Source organism: Colwellia aquaemaris, from assembly GCF_057548755.1.
Genome location: NZ_BAAJLV010000004.1, coordinates 179,245 through 193,552, shown reverse-complemented (window position 1 = coordinate 193,552; position 14,308 = coordinate 179,245). Strand labels below are relative to the sequence as shown.

Genomic DNA, 14,308 nt, shown 5'->3' with positions numbered 1-14,308 from the left:
TAATAGTTGTTTTAAATCAATTTATTATCGTATCAAATATAAACAACATTTCACGCTAAGCATAGCGTGAAATGTTTAAATAAGGAAGTTTAAGGTAATGTAAGGAAGGAGATTAAAGTGCCGCGCACTCGTTTAATTTGTCGATATCAAGAATAGTTATTAACTTGCCGTCAACCTGAATTAAACCATTTTTGTGAAAACGGTTAAGTAAACGACTGATAGTTTCAACCGTTAAGCCAATATAGTTACCAATATCGCTACGGGTCATTGATAAACGAAACTCAGATGCAGATAAGCCACGAGCATGGTAGCGACTACTTAATGTGCTAATAAACGTTGCTAAGCGTTGTTCGGCATTTTTACGGTTAAGTAGCGTTAGCATTTCTTGATCACCGCGAATTTCCGTACTCATCATACGTAAAATTTGCTTTTTCAATTTTGGCATGCTGTTAGACAAGCTATCCAGCGTGTTGTAAGGAATTTCACATACCATAGAGGTTTCAAGTGCTTTAGCAAAGCTTGGATGCTCAGCATTAGCGATAGCGTCAAAACCCAATAAGTCACCGGCTAAATGAAAACCGGTAATTTGCTCTTCACCTTGCTCGTTGACCGTATAAGTTTTAAAAGTACCAGAACGAATAGCGTAAAGTGCATGCATAGGTTGACCATCATTGAAGATCTGCTCGCCTTTATGAATAGGGCGCTTACGATCAATAATATTATCTAACGTATCTAGCTCTTTATCATTTAGGGAAAACGGCAGACATAGCTCGCTAATACTACAGTTTTGGCAGTGAATATGTTGCTGACCTGTACACGATTTATTACTCATAGTAACCTATATAAATTTTGCATTTTAATGATTAGGATCATATTAGATGCGTTATAGATATGCAATAAGTATAGTATAAATACCGTATAAAATCAGTAAAACGGCGGCTGACTTTCTAAAGAGAGCGTTACCTAATAGGGACTTGACGCTAATTGTCCCTAAAGATACTGACAGCAAAGCAGGTAAAGTGCCAAGTCCAAAGAAAAACATAATTAGTGCACCATTAATTGCGTTTGCACTGGCCAACGACCAAGTTAATGTTGAATAAACTAAGCCACAAGGCAGCCAGCCCCATAACGCGCCTAATGCAAAAGCACTGCGATTGTTTTTAATAGGAATAAATTTTTTCGTATTTGGCGATATATACTGCCAGAGCTTTTTACCTAAATGCTCAATATGGCTTAACCACATTAGCCATTGTCCTAAATAAAGGCCGAGTAAAATTAAAAATATGCCCGCAATTGATTTTAGTGCAACAACAGGAAAGCCAATACTTTTTGCCGCCATTGAACTGGTAAGTGCTACTAAGCCACCAATTAAACTATAAGAAACAATTCTGCCAAGGTTATAGGAAAATACTATACGGTATTTTTTATTCTCAGCCGTTTGGGAAATGGCCGTGGTGAGCATAGTGCTAATGCCGCCGCACATAACGATGCAATGACCTGAGCCCAATAAGCCGATAATAAAGGCAGAAAAGTAATCGAGGTTCATGGCTTTAGTTATTACTTGTTTGTGACATTATTCTTGCCGTCAAGTTTGGAGGTAGTTTTAACATCAGTTTGATTGTTAGCTGACTCCGATTTTTGTTGTGCGTTATTCTCTTTTTTATCATTGGCGTCATCAAACAAAATACTCATACCTTGTTTTTCAAGATCATCAAATTGCTCGGTTTTAACCGCCCAAAAGAAAATATAAATACCTATTGCGGTGAGTAAAATAGCAATGGGGATTAATACATAAATTACGCTCATTTTTTTAATAGCCTTAAAGAATTACTTACCACTAAAATTGAACTAGCCGACATGCCTATTACTGCCATATATGGTGCAATATAGCCCATAACCGCCAATGGTAAAACGATGGCATTGTACCCAAACGCCCAAAGATAATTTTGTTTTACAATTACAGTTGTGCGTTCAGATACTTCTCTTAAGGTTTTAACACAGGCAAGTTTATTGTTGAGCAATATAACATCGGCGCCATTTTTCGCAATATCGGTACCGCTACCCATAGCAATTGATAGGTGTGCGGCTCCTAATACTGGCGTATCATTTACACCATCGCCAATCATGGCAACATTATGTGATAATTGCTGTTGCTTAATCGCGTTTACTTTGTCTTGTGCTGATAAATTCGCTTGTACTTGGCTTAAGTGTAATTGTGATTGTATTGCGTTACAGCCCGGCTTATGGTCGCCAGAAAGCATAAGGGTTTTCATATTGGAAGTATGAAGAAAGTCAACCAATGGCTTCGCATCGCTGCGTAGGTCATCGTGTAAATAAAATTCGGCAATTAGGGTTTCACCTTCCATCAGTACGCATTGTGCGTTAAATGCTTGAGAGTCGTTTTTTGCTAATAACCAAGAGTTTTTACCAATGCGATAATGCTTGTCGTTTACATAACCTGTAACACCAGCACCGGGCTCCACCACAACTTGTGTAGCTTTTAAGGTAAAGTCTTTGTATTGGCTAAATGCTTTGGCAAGCGGGTGTGCTGAATAGGTTTCAAGTGCTGCGGCAATCGCTAGTACTTGTTGTTTGCCTTCAGGGTTATTTTCAAGCGCGTAATCGCCGTAAGTAACCACATTGGCAATGGTAAACTCCCCCGTTGTTAAAGTACCGGTTTTATCAAATGCCATAACGTCAATTTCTGGCATGGTTTCTAATACATGGCCTGACTTTACCATGATCCCATCTCTATTTAGCCGAGTGGTTGCACAGGTAAGTGCAGTAGGTGTTGCCAGTGACAAAGCACAAGGACAAGTCACAACAAGCACTGATAGCGTGATCCAAAATGCCTCACTTGGTTGGTGCTGAGCCCAATAAAAAGCGGTGCAAGACGCCGTTACTAGAATTAAAGCAACAAAGTATTGGGCAATTTTATCTGATAATTTTGCCAGCTTAGGCTTATGAGTTTGTGATGTTTCACTTAAGCGGATTAATTGGCTGAGAAATGACGCTTGATTGTTATGCTTTACAACCGCCGTTAAATTACCATCGCCATTAATAGTACCCGCGTAAATAATGTCTCGTTCACCTTTTTGCAAAGGCAATTGCTCACCTGAGAGCATAGCTTCATTTATTTGACTACTTCCTGAGCTAATTTCACTGTCAGCTGGAATTGTTTCACCAGGCTTAATAATGATAACGTCACCGGCACTGAGATTGGTCGCTGCAATAAAACTTTCCTGATTATCAACTAGTTTAATCGCTGTCATTGGCATTAATTTTAATAAATTAGCCGAAACGTCAGCGGCTCGGGTGCGTGCTCTAAACTCCAAGAATTTGCCAATAAGTAGCAAGAAAGTAAACATGGAAACTGATTCAAAATATACTTCACCTTGCTGCGTTAAGGTTGCCCAGCCGCTGGCAAGAAATGCTAAACCAATAGCGATGGATACCGGAACATCCATCGATAATTGTTTTGCTTTTAAGGCATAGAATGCACTTTTATAAAAAGGGAAGGCGCCGTAGGTAACAATAGGTATAGTGAGAAAGAAGCTTGCCCAGCGTAAGTAAACTAAATTATGTTCGGCCATATCTGAAAAAGCGCCAAAATATAAACCAAAGGCAATCATCATCACTTGCATCATTAAAATGCCGGATATGCCTAAACGTTTAATAAAGTTTTTTGCCTGTTTTTTATTGATTTCTTCTGCGGTACTCGCCTTAAAAGGTAGGGCGTGATAGCCAATTTTTTCAATTAAGCCTAATATTTCACTTAGTTTAACGATGTTTTCTTGCCATTGCACCGTCGCTCTTTGGGTGGTGGCATTGACATTAATTTTATTAATGCCTTGCAGTTTACTAACCTGCATTTCTATTAGCCAAGCGCAGGCTGAGCAGCTTATGCCTTCTATGGTTAATATGGTTTCTTTAAAGCCGTCATGATAGTAAGCAAATTCACTTTGCAGATTCTCATCATCAAGAATTTCATTGCGCTGTAATTGCTCGGGAACTAGCATGTCGCCTTTTTGTGCCGGGGCACTGCGAAATCGGTAATAATCGGTGAGGTTATTATCAACAATAGTTTGCGATACAGCTTGGCAACCAACACAGCACATGGGCTGTGAAATATTGTCAATATTGGTTGCTAAACTAATACCGTTAGGAACAACTTCACCACAATGAAAACAATCTAGGCTCATTAATTCTAGGCCATTAATTAGCTTGTGCTGGGTTAGGACTAATATCGATAAAGTCAGACTGAGGTAAGGTAATGACCGACTGTATTTTCCAATGATTTTCAAACGGGCTGATCGTAACCCGCCATTTGCCCGAAACATTTTGCTCTGGCTCAAAATAATGGTTGAAATCACCATTACCGTCAGCGGTTAATACTAAATAAAAATCTCTATCAGCCAACGTAGAGTGATAAAAGTTTACATTTAATAATGGAAATTCTTTTTCGATACCGGTTGGGCGAATAGTTAATTGCTCATCATCAAGTTTTAAGTCAAAGCGCATACCTAGCTTTTGAGCTTGCTTGATTTTCCCTAACTCAAGGTTGATTGCTTTACCTTTTTTGTAGTAATCACCAACAACGAGCGTATCTGGGTTTGAGTTAGCAATAATGAAAGTAACAATGCCAGCAACAACTGCGGTAAAAGGCAAAATAAATACAAGCCATGCCCAAGGCTCTCGATACCAAGATGTTTTCATGAAAATTTCTTATTTACAGATAGTGTGCATATTATACGGCTTTTCTTAAATGGGAACTATCAAAAAAGCGTTAATTTAGAGAATTTTAATTTATCGCTAGAATTAAAAAAGCCTCAGTGTAATTAAACACCAAGGCTTTGTTTTTAAAAGTTAAACTTAATATTTATATATTAAATTTATTTTTGAGATAGGCTATAAACGTAAGCGCTGATCACGTGAACTTTTTCTTCACCTAAGATCTTATCCCATGCTGGCATAACGCCGGCACGACCATTAGCGATTGACGCTTCAACAGCACGTTGAGAGCCACCGTATAACCAAGTGTTATCCGTTAAATTAGGTGCACCTAATGGAATACCCATAGCAACACTGCCTTGACCTTCAGCGCCGTGACAAGCCGCACACATAGAAAATTTAGCTTTACCCGCTTGTGCAGCTGTAGCGTCAACTTCGCGACCACTTAAACTTAGCACAAATGCTGCTACTTCTTTCACGCCTTGCTCGCCGCCTAAAGCGTCTTTCCACGCCATCATGCCGTTCGCTTTACGACCGTGCATAATACTGGCTTTGATCATTTCTGGTGAACCACCGTATAACCAGTCTTTATCAGCTAGGTTAGGGAAGCCAGTGGTACCACGAGCATCAGAGCCGTGACACTGTGAACAGTTTTGTAAAAATAAACGTTGGCCTACTTTCAATGCTTCTTCGTCACCCGCTAAGGTTTCAATACTTTGTGCAGCATAAGCTTCAAAGATTGGACCATATTTAGCATCAGCGGCTTCAACTTCACGGTCATACTGAACTAGCATGCCTGAATCTTTCGCGGCAACAACGCTCGCCTTTGACTCAGATAAATTCAAAATGCCTTGGTTAGAACTTTTCCAACCTAGTAAACCTTGGAAGTTACCTAAACCTGGGTAAAGTAATAAGTAGCCAAAACCCCAAATGATTGTTAATAAGAAGAATGTACTCCACCATTTTGGTAGTGGGTTGTTCAACTCTTCAATTCCGTCAAAGGTGTGGCCCATAGACTCACCTTCTTCAACGCCTGCAAAGTTCTTTAAACACCAGCGCAATAGTAGGTAACAACCTACTAATGTACCTAAGGTAAGAACTGAAATCCAAATACTCCAGAAGCTAGACATTATTATTAGTCTCCTGTTTGTTATTTTTGTCAGAGTGATTTATTTCATCTTTTTCTTCGAAAATTGAATTTGCCGCTTCATCAAACGCGCCTTTGCGTTTTTTTGAATATGACCAAACCACAATGACAATAAATAGTGCCAATATTAATAGGGCAATTAACCCTCTAAGCGTGCCGTAATCCATAGCCATTACTTCAATGCATGGCCAAGAGATTGCAAATATGCAATCAACGCATCCATTTCCGTTTTTCCTTTAACTGCCTTTTTTGCATCAGCAATATCAGTTTCAGAGTAAAGCGGGATCGGGTTACCTTGCTCATCTTTATGGCTGCGATTACGTGTTAAGAAGTTAAAAGTTGCTAACTTCTTACCCGTTAATTCGCCATCAAGGGTATTTTCAGCTAACCACTTAAATGAAGGCATATTTGACTCAGGCACAACAGAGCGAGGGTCAAGTAGGTGAGCGCGGTGCCAGTCATCGCTGTAACGACCGCCAACACGGGCTAAGTCAGGACCAGTACGTTTTGAACCCCATAAGTGTGGGTGCTCCCAAACTTGTTCACCAGCAACCGAGTAATGACCGTAACGCTCTGTTTCAGCACGAAATGGACGGATCATTTGGCTATGACATACGTTACAACCTTCACGGATATAAATATCACGACCTTCCATTTCTAGAGCTGTGTATGGGCGTAAGTTGTCAACAGGTGTTGTTGTTGCTTTTTGGAAGAAAAGCGGCGTAATTTCTACTAAACCACCGATGCTGATAGCAAAGATAGTGAAGATAAAGAATAAGCCAACGCTTTTTTCAACTTTTTCATGTTTGTTGATCATGGTATGGCTCCTTAAGCTGCTTCAACTGGCTTAAGACTTCCGTCTTTAGCACCAATAGTTTTGAACATGTTGTAAGCCATTAAAACAAAGCCTGCAACCACTAACACACCACCAACAAAGCGGATAAAGTAGAATGGGTATGATGCTGTTAAACTTTCAACAAAGCTGTACGTTAATGTACCGTCAGTGTTAACCGCACGCCACATCAAACCTTGCATTACGCCTGAAATCCACATCGCAACTATGTATAAAACGATACCGGCTGTGTGCATCCAGAAGTGAATGTTAATTAAGCGAATACTGTACATACGACCTTGGTTAAATAGCACTGGAATTAGGTGATATAACGCACCAATTGAAACCATAGCAACCCAACCTAACGCACCAGAGTGTACGTGACCAACGGTCCAGTCAGTGTAGTGAGAAAGGGCGTTTACCGATTTGATTGCCATCATTGGTCCTTCGAACGTAGACATACCGTAGAAAGACAATGAAACGATTAAGAAACGTAAAATTGGGTCATGACGAAGTTTATGCCACGCGCCTGATAACGTCATAATACCGTTGATCATACCACCCCAAGATGGCAAGAATAAAACGATAGACATTACCATACCAACAGATTGTGCCCAGTCTGGTAGTGCTGTGTAATGTAAGTGGTGAGGACCAGCCCAAATATATAAAGAAACTAATGCCCAGAAATGAACAATAGATAAACGGTAAGAGTAAACTGGACGTTCAGCTTGTTTTGGTACGAAATAGTACATCATACCTAAGAAACCAGCAGTTAATAGGAAACCTACGGCATTGTGTCCGTACCACCACTGCATCATGGCATCAATTGCGCCCGAATAAAGTGAATATGATTTCATCATGGATACTGGAATAACCATGCTGTTACCTATGTGCAATACGGCAACTGTGATAATAAAACCACCAAAGAACCAGTTAGCAACATAAATATGTGAAGTTTTGCGCTTGACTAATGTACCAAAAAATACAATGGCGTAACTAACCCATACCACAGCGATAAGAATATCGATTGGCCATTCTAATTCGGCGTACTCTTTACTTGATGTATAACCAAGTGGCAACGTTATCGCTGCAAGCACAATAACCGCTTGCCATCCCCAAAAGGTGAATGAGGCTAATTTGCCTCCAAATAATGCCGTTTTACATGTGCGCTGAACAACATAATATGAAGTAGCAAACAGGGCACTGGTACCAAAAGCAAAAATTACCGCATTGGTATGCAGTGGACGAAGACGAGAGTATGTTAACCACGGTGTATCAAAGTTTAATGCAGGCCAAATTAATTGTGCTGCGATAAGAACACCGACTAGAGTACCAACGATCCCCCAAATAACTGTCATTACGGTGAATTGACGCACCACATTGAAGTTATAGGACGGATGATCAAGCGTTGTTGTCATTTTTATTGTTCCGTTACTAGGTTAGATTTTGCAATTTTTATTGATAAAACCACTTTTTCAGTAAAAATTGCTGAGAAGCAGTGATAAATGTCACACTCAGTTACGAGCTGTTTCAAATTCCATGTAATTTTACCTTTCGCCTATGACATAAATCAACTGCAAAGCTTGATTTAAATCAACAAAAAAAACGAAGTTGCTGTAATCTCGTACGGTAAATTTTTTTGAAATAGCGCTTAGCTGATCGAACAATTTAAAAGTTATTAGTAAAGGTAGACTAATTTATGAAAAACAGCGAGTTAACTAGCTGTATGAAAAGTGAACATTCGTGAAGTGCGATAAATAAAGAAATACTGAGGATGATAATCCTCAGTATTTAATAAAGTGCAACATTATCAGTTGTATGCAACTTCCTTTAAAGCTGCTAAATCTAAAATCTCAACCTCTTTGGCATGTATAGATAATAATCCTTTTTGTTGAAATTTTGAAAATATGCGGCTTAATGTTTCACGACGAAAACCTAAGTGATTGGCAATAACATCGCGTCCAACTGGTAAATGTAATTTAGTTTCAGTTTCTTGATAATGTGCATTTCTTTTTAACATATTGAGAATAAACGCTGCTAATAAGCTTTCAGCGGTATGTTTCGCCACAACTGATGTAAATTCTTCTCGAAGCATAGAGTTCTGTTTGCTAAGCAATGAAATTAAGCTCAGTTGTAGCTCAGGCATTAGTTTGCCACATTCATTTAGCTCAGCTAAATCGACACGACATACCGTGGTATTGCCTACAGCTACTGCGTTGTAGTTATAGTGTTGGGTATGAATCGCATCCTCGCCGATAAGCTCGCCAGGAAATCGAAAGCCAATAACTTTTTCTTTGCCTTCAGGTGAGGTTTCAGTCAACTTAAAACTACCTGAGCAAACGGCATAAATTGCTTCTGCAGCTTGTTTTTCTTGAAATAATGGTGTCGAAACAGTAACAATATTTCGCTTTGACAAATAACTGTCCATAATTGAAATTTCGGACTTGCCTGCTTTTAAAGGAATACAAACAGGTTGCATTGAACAATTATCGCAATCTATATATTTTGTATTAGGTTGTTTAACTTTAATGCATGTTGTCATTTTTATTGCCCACGGTATTTTTGCTAACTATTGCAAGTCATGAATTCTATATTGCGCAAAATTATAGCAATGACTAACGAAACGAGAGTTGTTTCAAATCAAAAATATGTCGGAATAAAGTGATAAATATCACCAGCTTTTCGGTATCATAGCTGTTACAGAAATTAATGATGTCGATTTCAATGATAAACCTTAAAAATTTACTACCTACATTATGCTGTTTTGTGGCACTAGGCTTAGTTGCATGTAATGAGTCAAAACCCAGTAGCAATAATAATCATTTGGCCTCTAACAAAACTATGCAATGTCTTGCTGAGCAAAGTCCGTGTAATTTTGCTGTTGGCTCTGGGCGCGTTGAAGTGCAGTTTGATGTTGAAAAAATTGTTGCAGAACAGCCGTTTAATGTTTCAGTCAATTACATAGGTAGCGATGCAATAATCTCTGTAACAGGCTATATGGAAGGCGTGGAAATGTTTATGGGGAAAATTCCGGTATTTCTTGAGCGTAGAGTTATTTCTGGTGAAATTGTCGATGAGCAAGTACAAACATTTACCGGTGAGTTATTTGTTGGTAGTTGCTCCGCCCAAAAAATGACCTGGAAAATGTGGTTAACCTTTACCACACAAAGCAATCAAAAAATCTCTAAAATGATCACGTTAGTGAGTTATCGCAGTTAATCTAGCTGTCGCTCAATACTATCAATTGAAACATAATGACCAACTTTAGCTTAGTGCCAGCCAAAGGGCGACGGCCATCATTAAGCTACCCGATATTTTATTGAGTAGTTGCACATTGTTACGCTGCGTTAAAGCTTTGCCAATAGTTCTACCGCCAGTAGCATATAGGGTCATACAGATAAATTCAGAAATTAAAATAACTACTACTAAAATGGTCAATTGGGGTGCCAATGAAAGTTTGGGATTAATAAATGGTGGTAGTAGCGATATCATAAATGCCCAACCTTTTGGGTTTGCAATTGCAGTAAAGAAACCTTGCTGAAATAAGCTACGTTTTTTGACAGCTTGAATGTTTGCAGTTGATGCAATTACCAGCTTACCTTTTGCTCGCCACATATTGATACCTATATAGCAAAGATATAAAGCACCTAAAATTTTAAAGCCCTGAAACAACTCTGGAAATTTATTCATTAAGGTTGCTACGCCTAATACAGCAGCGATGGCTACGGTTGCAACGCCTAGTAGTTCTCCGTACATCATCCAAAATGTTTTTCGCACGCCTATAGTAATGCCTAAGCTCATGGCTAAGGTCATACACATACCAGGCGTTATGCTAACAATAAAAAATGTTGGAATAAAAAGGCTGAGCAGTGTTAGATCGATCAATTTTGGACTACCTATGAGAATTTGAAGAGCAGTGCTATTAAAAACACAAATAGTATCGTAATTTATCAAGGCTATTAAGTCTATGATTTCGTTTTAGTTAAACTCATTCTAATTCAGGTAAAAAAAACGTGGCTTTGGCCACGTTTTATTGTTTTATGTATGCTGTTTTATCAGTCTTGATAAAAACCTATATGCTGATGAAAACGTACGGTTAGCTCTTCATTATCATTAATGTACTCAAGCTTTTCAGCAATGCTGTGTAGGGCATGTTCTATTTGCGTTAAAAACTTCCCAAATCCATGGCTAGTTTTGTCTTGATCACTAGCAACAAAGACAAATTGAATGCTGTCAACTAACTGATCTGCAGCCCATTTGCAGGTATAACCGCCACTGGTGTTTTTCGGATTATAGCCAAGCATAATAAGCTCGCCTTTGGCGATAGTGTTTTCATCTTCGTTTTTGCGAACAATAGGTACTAAACCATTGGCGATAACGGCACCATTATTTAAGTGGTGTTTTTTGGCAGCGTTGATAAAGGCATCGGCAATATAGTTATACAAAGGGTTATAGTTTTCACCTTCACTGTGATCTAAGGCTACTAAATTACGTAAACGGCGATTAATTGGCATGTCAACAACCGCATAGGTTAATTCATCGGTATTTTCAGGTATGGTAATTTCATCTGGTGCATAGCGTTTTGAAATACTGCGTAATTTATGTACCTGATTACCTTGAACACCTTTATCTTTTGCAAATAGGTCATATGTTAAGTGTTGGTGATCACAAATACGCATTTCTTGTTTGCTAATACCTGTTTGTTCAGTAAATTTGCTGATGGCAGTAACCACTTTTTGGTGGAAAAGTGCTGAGTTGTGTCTCACTTCATCGCCATTAGCTAAAAATACTAAATGAATTTTCTGCGCTTGTTTTTTTCCATCATAATGGGCGCTTTGGCTGAAATGATAACGTGAGTTATAAAGAAATAGAATTTGTTGTTCGGTTTGTGCCGTTATTTTTTCAGGACTGAAACGGATACGGGTAAATTTATCATTAGCAACAAATTGACCACTTTCGATATCTAGCTCTTCGTTAATTTTAAAAAACAGCTCTGAAAGTTTTTTATAAAACTTTTCAAATGGCTTTTCGCTTGTTAAATCAACAGCACCGGCAATTTTTTCAATTAATTGTTCGGTAATATTAAATTTCGCCAGTAAATACTGGTTTTCACGAGCCGAAGATGGAATATAAACTTTATGTTGAACGCTTCTTTTGCGGGAAAGTGGCATAGTAATTTACCTGTTGATTGAAAACGTTAGCATAGTAGCAACAATACCCTTGGTCAAATATGATTTATATCAAAATTTAGTTCGACATAGATAATTGTTATTTGTTTTAATTTCTAGTGTAGAGTGCTGATATTACAATTGAAACTTTATTTGTTCTTGTTTGTCATTGCGGTTATTTGCTTTGCGCAATTATTTTAATCTTTATAAATATTTTACTAGCGAGTTACAAAGAATTTGCAATTGTAAGCTATTAGCTTAATTTAGCAGTAAACCCTACCTAAAGATGACAAGATTTGTTTATAATCGGCAAGTCATTATTAACGTAAGAATAAAAATATGAAAAAAATTGTAGCTTTAACTTTGCTTGCTTCAACTGTGTTAGCGGCATGTGGCACACAAAATGTGGAAAAGTCTAATACTGCTGCCGATGTTATCGCCAGTTATGAGAGTATTAATAAAGAACAGCTAACTGAGCACATTAAAGTGTTGGCTTCCGATGAGTTTGAAGGGCGCGCTCCATCAAGTAAAGGTGAGAAACTTACCTTAGATTATTTAACCAAGCAATTAACAGCAGTTGGTTTTCAGCCAGGCAACGGCGATAGCTTTTTACAAGCCGTGCCTATGGTATCAATTGAAGCTTCTCCAGAAATGACATTAACCATAGGTGATAAAAATTACCAATATGGCCATGACATGGTGATGGGTTCAAGTCGAATTAGTGATTTTGAGCAACTAAAAGATTCTGAGTTAGTCTTTGTTGGTTATGGCGTTAATGCACCTGAATATAACTGGAATGACTATGAAGGCCTTGATGTAAAAGGTAAAACAGTTGTCATGCTAGTAAATGACCCAGGTTTTGCAACAAAAGATCCTGCGCTATTTAACGGTAATGCTATGACGTATTACGGTCGTTGGACTTATAAATATGAAGAGGCGAGCCGTCAAGGTGCTGAAGGTGCCATTATTATTCACGAAACTGCGGCGGCATCATATGGCTGGTCGGTTGTTGAACATTCATGGACCGGAGCACAATTTGGTTTTGTTCGTGAAGACATGAATAAAGGCCGAGTGGCTGTTGAAGGTTGGGTGAATACAGATGTTGCGAAAGAACTATTTGCTAAAGCGGGTTTGAATTTCGAAAAAGCAAAAGCTGAAGCGGCTAAAGGTAGCTATCATGTTGATATGGGTGATTTAACAGCGTCAGTTGAAGTAAACAACACGGTGAAGAAGTCGGTGTCATATAACTTTATAGCGACCTTACCAGGTAGTAAAAAGTCAGACGAGCATATTCTTTATACAGCCCATTGGGATCACTTAGGTAAAGATACCAATAAAGATGGCGATCAAATTTATAATGGTGCGGTTGATAACGCATCTGGTACAGCAGCTTTAATTGAAGTTGCAGAAGCATTCTCAAAGCTACCGGTAGCGCCAGAGCGTTCAATTACGGTAATGGCGGTAACGGCGGAGGAGCAAGGTTTGCTAGGCTCTAAATTCTATGCAGCAAATCCGATTATTCCGGCAGCTAAAACCGTAGCTAACATTAATATGGATGCATTAAATGTTAATGGTCGTAGTAAAGATGTTTCGGTATATGGTTTAGGTCAATCTCAACTTGATGATTACCTAACAACAGCTGCGAAAAAGCAAGGTCGTGTTATTTCAGGTGATCCGCGTCCAGCAGCTGGTATTTATTACCGCTCAGATCACTTTGCTTTTGCAAACATAGGTATTCCAGCGCTTTACGCAAAAAGTGGTAAAGAGCCTGTAGATGCAGCAACGAAAGCACTACGTGAAAAATTAAACCCTATCTTGTCTAAGTGTTACCACAATGCTTGTGATGAATATAACGAGTTATGGGATCTATCGGGTGCCGTTGAAGATATGCAAGCTTTCTTTGAAATAGGCTATGAATTGTCTCATGAGAATGTTTGGCCACAATGGAGTGAAACGTCAGAGTTTAAGCGCTAGCCATATTTTTTTAACTTATACTGATAGTGTTCGGTATAAGTTAAATACTTAAATTCGTTTTTAAAGCAGCAATGATTCATTGCTGCTTTTTTATTTTTAATGCTTTATTTTTTGGCTGGGCTTGAATCGGGGACAAACGCCTATTTATTATAAGAGTACAGTCCGTTGCGCTATCAACAAATCATTCTGAGATGTTTTATGTGGCTCTCTTATGTTTTTGACTGGGCTTGAATCGGGGGCAAACGCCTATTTATTATAAGAGTACAGTCCGTTGCGCTACCAACAAATCATTCTGAAATGTTTTAAGAGAAGTTGAAATAAAGTTTTAGGCGAAAAAAAACTGCTAAAAAGCAGGTTTCTTAATGTGGCTCTCTTATGTTTTTGAGACTGGGCTTGAATCGGGGGCAAACGCCTATTTATTATAAGAGTACAGTCCGTTGCGCTACCAACAAATCA

General features: G+C 38.6%; 14 protein-coding genes. 2 read left to right on the top strand and 12 right to left on the bottom strand.

Going from position 1 to position 14,308, the window contains the following annotated elements; all coding sequences use genetic code 11:
• Positions 1 to 112: 112 nt before the first annotated feature.
• The 10 genes from fnr to AC27HL_RS12710 all read right to left on the bottom strand — a co-directional run bounded on the left by fnr (position 113) and on the right by AC27HL_RS12710 (position 9,252).
• Positions 113 to 832, bottom strand: coding sequence for a fumarate/nitrate reduction transcriptional regulator Fnr (gene fnr, locus AC27HL_RS12755; protein ID WP_487081390.1), 720 nt, complete (start codon positions 830 to 832; stop codon positions 113 to 115).
• Between the two features lie 51 nt (positions 833 to 883).
• Positions 884 to 1,546 carry a sulfite exporter TauE/SafE family protein gene (locus AC27HL_RS12750; protein ID WP_487081389.1) on the bottom strand — a complete coding sequence of 221 codons (663 nt, stop codon included), beginning with the start codon at positions 1,544 to 1,546 and terminating at the stop codon, positions 884 to 886.
• 11 nt (positions 1,547 to 1,557) lie between these two features.
• Positions 1,558 to 1,806, bottom strand: a complete 249-nt coding sequence (ccoS, locus tag AC27HL_RS12745) for a cbb3-type cytochrome oxidase assembly protein CcoS (protein ID WP_487081388.1) — start codon at positions 1,804 to 1,806, stop codon at positions 1,558 to 1,560.
• Positions 1,803 to 4,202, bottom strand: coding sequence for a heavy metal translocating P-type ATPase (locus tag AC27HL_RS12740; protein WP_487081387.1), 2,400 nt, complete (start codon positions 4,200 to 4,202; stop codon positions 1,803 to 1,805). Before AC27HL_RS12740 ends, ccoS begins: the two co-directional genes overlap by 4 nt.
• Before the next feature lie 13 nt (positions 4,203 to 4,215).
• Positions 4,216 to 4,716: a FixH family protein gene (locus tag AC27HL_RS12735; protein ID WP_487081386.1), complete on the bottom strand. Its 501-nt coding sequence runs from the start codon at positions 4,714 to 4,716 to the stop codon at positions 4,216 to 4,218.
• A 176-nt stretch (positions 4,717 to 4,892) separates the two neighbouring features.
• The gene (gene ccoP / locus AC27HL_RS12730; RefSeq protein WP_487081384.1) at positions 4,893 to 5,861 is read right to left on the bottom strand and encodes a cytochrome-c oxidase, cbb3-type subunit III; all 969 of its coding nucleotides are present in this window, start codon (positions 5,859 to 5,861) and stop codon (positions 4,893 to 4,895) included.
• The gene (locus AC27HL_RS12725; RefSeq protein ID WP_487081383.1) at positions 5,854 to 6,045 is read right to left on the bottom strand and encodes a cbb3-type cytochrome oxidase subunit 3; all 192 of its coding nucleotides are present in this window, start codon (positions 6,043 to 6,045) and stop codon (positions 5,854 to 5,856) included. The genes ccoP and AC27HL_RS12725 overlap by 8 nt, the downstream gene beginning before the upstream one ends.
• A gap of 5 nt (positions 6,046 to 6,050) precedes the next feature.
• A complete protein-coding gene (gene ccoO, locus AC27HL_RS12720) occupies positions 6,051 to 6,695 on the bottom strand; it encodes a cytochrome-c oxidase, cbb3-type subunit II (RefSeq protein WP_487081382.1) in 645 nt (214 codons plus the stop codon).
• Between the two features lie 11 nt (positions 6,696 to 6,706).
• On the bottom strand, positions 6,707 to 8,128 hold the full coding sequence (ccoN, locus tag AC27HL_RS12715) for a cytochrome-c oxidase, cbb3-type subunit I (protein WP_487081381.1): 1,422 nt from the start codon (positions 8,126 to 8,128) through the stop codon (positions 6,707 to 6,709).
• Between the two features lie 392 nt (positions 8,129 to 8,520).
• Positions 8,521 to 9,252, bottom strand: coding sequence for a Crp/Fnr family transcriptional regulator (locus AC27HL_RS12710; protein ID WP_487081380.1), 732 nt, complete (start codon positions 9,250 to 9,252; stop codon positions 8,521 to 8,523).
• A gap of 167 nt (positions 9,253 to 9,419) precedes the next feature.
• Here AC27HL_RS12710 and AC27HL_RS12705 point away from each other — a divergent pair, with 167 nt between their 5' ends.
• Positions 9,420 to 9,929, top strand: a complete 510-nt coding sequence (locus AC27HL_RS12705; RefSeq protein WP_487081378.1) for a hypothetical protein — start codon at positions 9,420 to 9,422, stop codon at positions 9,927 to 9,929.
• A 45-nt stretch (positions 9,930 to 9,974) separates the two neighbouring features.
• Here AC27HL_RS12705 and AC27HL_RS12700 read toward each other — a convergent pair whose 3' ends face one another.
• Together AC27HL_RS12700 and AC27HL_RS12695 are read right to left on the bottom strand one after the other, a co-directional pair.
• Positions 9,975 to 10,595, bottom strand: a complete 621-nt coding sequence (locus tag AC27HL_RS12700) for a LysE family translocator (protein WP_487081377.1) — start codon at positions 10,593 to 10,595, stop codon at positions 9,975 to 9,977.
• 170 nt (positions 10,596 to 10,765) lie between these two features.
• Positions 10,766 to 11,881, bottom strand: a complete 1,116-nt coding sequence (locus AC27HL_RS12695; RefSeq protein ID WP_487081375.1) for a DUF3083 family protein — start codon at positions 11,879 to 11,881, stop codon at positions 10,766 to 10,768.
• 336 nt (positions 11,882 to 12,217) lie between these two features.
• Here AC27HL_RS12695 and AC27HL_RS12690 point away from each other — a divergent pair, with 336 nt between their 5' ends.
• Positions 12,218 to 13,852, top strand: coding sequence for a M28 family metallopeptidase (locus AC27HL_RS12690; RefSeq protein ID WP_487081374.1), 1,635 nt, complete (start codon positions 12,218 to 12,220; stop codon positions 13,850 to 13,852).
• The last annotated feature ends 456 nt before the right edge of the window (positions 13,853 to 14,308 follow it).

Excerpts from the sequence above, each read along its gene's own strand:
- fnr (WP_487081390.1), bottom strand. The coding sequence starts at position 832 with ATGAGTAATAAATCGTGTACAGGTCAGCAACATATTCACTGCCAAAAC.
- AC27HL_RS12750 (WP_487081389.1), bottom strand. The coding sequence starts at position 1,546 with ATGAACCTCGATTACTTTTCTGCCTTTATTATCGGCTTATTGGGCTCA.
- ccoS (WP_487081388.1), bottom strand. The coding sequence starts at position 1,806 with ATGAGCGTAATTTATGTATTAATCCCCATTGCTATTTTACTCACCGCA.
- AC27HL_RS12740 (WP_487081387.1), bottom strand. The coding sequence starts at position 4,202 with ATGAGCCTAGATTGTTTTCATTGTGGTGAAGTTGTTCCTAACGGTATT.
- AC27HL_RS12735 (WP_487081386.1), bottom strand. The coding sequence starts at position 4,716 with ATGAAAACATCTTGGTATCGAGAGCCTTGGGCATGGCTTGTATTTATT.
- ccoP (WP_487081384.1), bottom strand. The coding sequence starts at position 5,861 with ATGTCTAGCTTCTGGAGTATTTGGATTTCAGTTCTTACCTTAGGTACA.
- AC27HL_RS12725 (WP_487081383.1), bottom strand. The coding sequence starts at position 6,045 with ATGGATTACGGCACGCTTAGAGGGTTAATTGCCCTATTAATATTGGCA.
- ccoO (WP_487081382.1), bottom strand. The coding sequence starts at position 6,695 with ATGATCAACAAACATGAAAAAGTTGAAAAAAGCGTTGGCTTATTCTTT.
- ccoN (WP_487081381.1), bottom strand. The coding sequence starts at position 8,128 with ATGACAACAACGCTTGATCATCCGTCCTATAACTTCAATGTGGTGCGT.
- AC27HL_RS12710 (WP_487081380.1), bottom strand. The coding sequence starts at position 9,252 with ATGACAACATGCATTAAAGTTAAACAACCTAATACAAAATATATAGAT.
- AC27HL_RS12705 (WP_487081378.1), top strand. The coding sequence starts at position 9,420 with ATGATGTCGATTTCAATGATAAACCTTAAAAATTTACTACCTACATTA.
- AC27HL_RS12695 (WP_487081375.1), bottom strand. The coding sequence starts at position 11,881 with ATGCCACTTTCCCGCAAAAGAAGCGTTCAACATAAAGTTTATATTCCA.
- AC27HL_RS12690 (WP_487081374.1), top strand. The coding sequence starts at position 12,218 with ATGAAAAAAATTGTAGCTTTAACTTTGCTTGCTTCAACTGTGTTAGCG.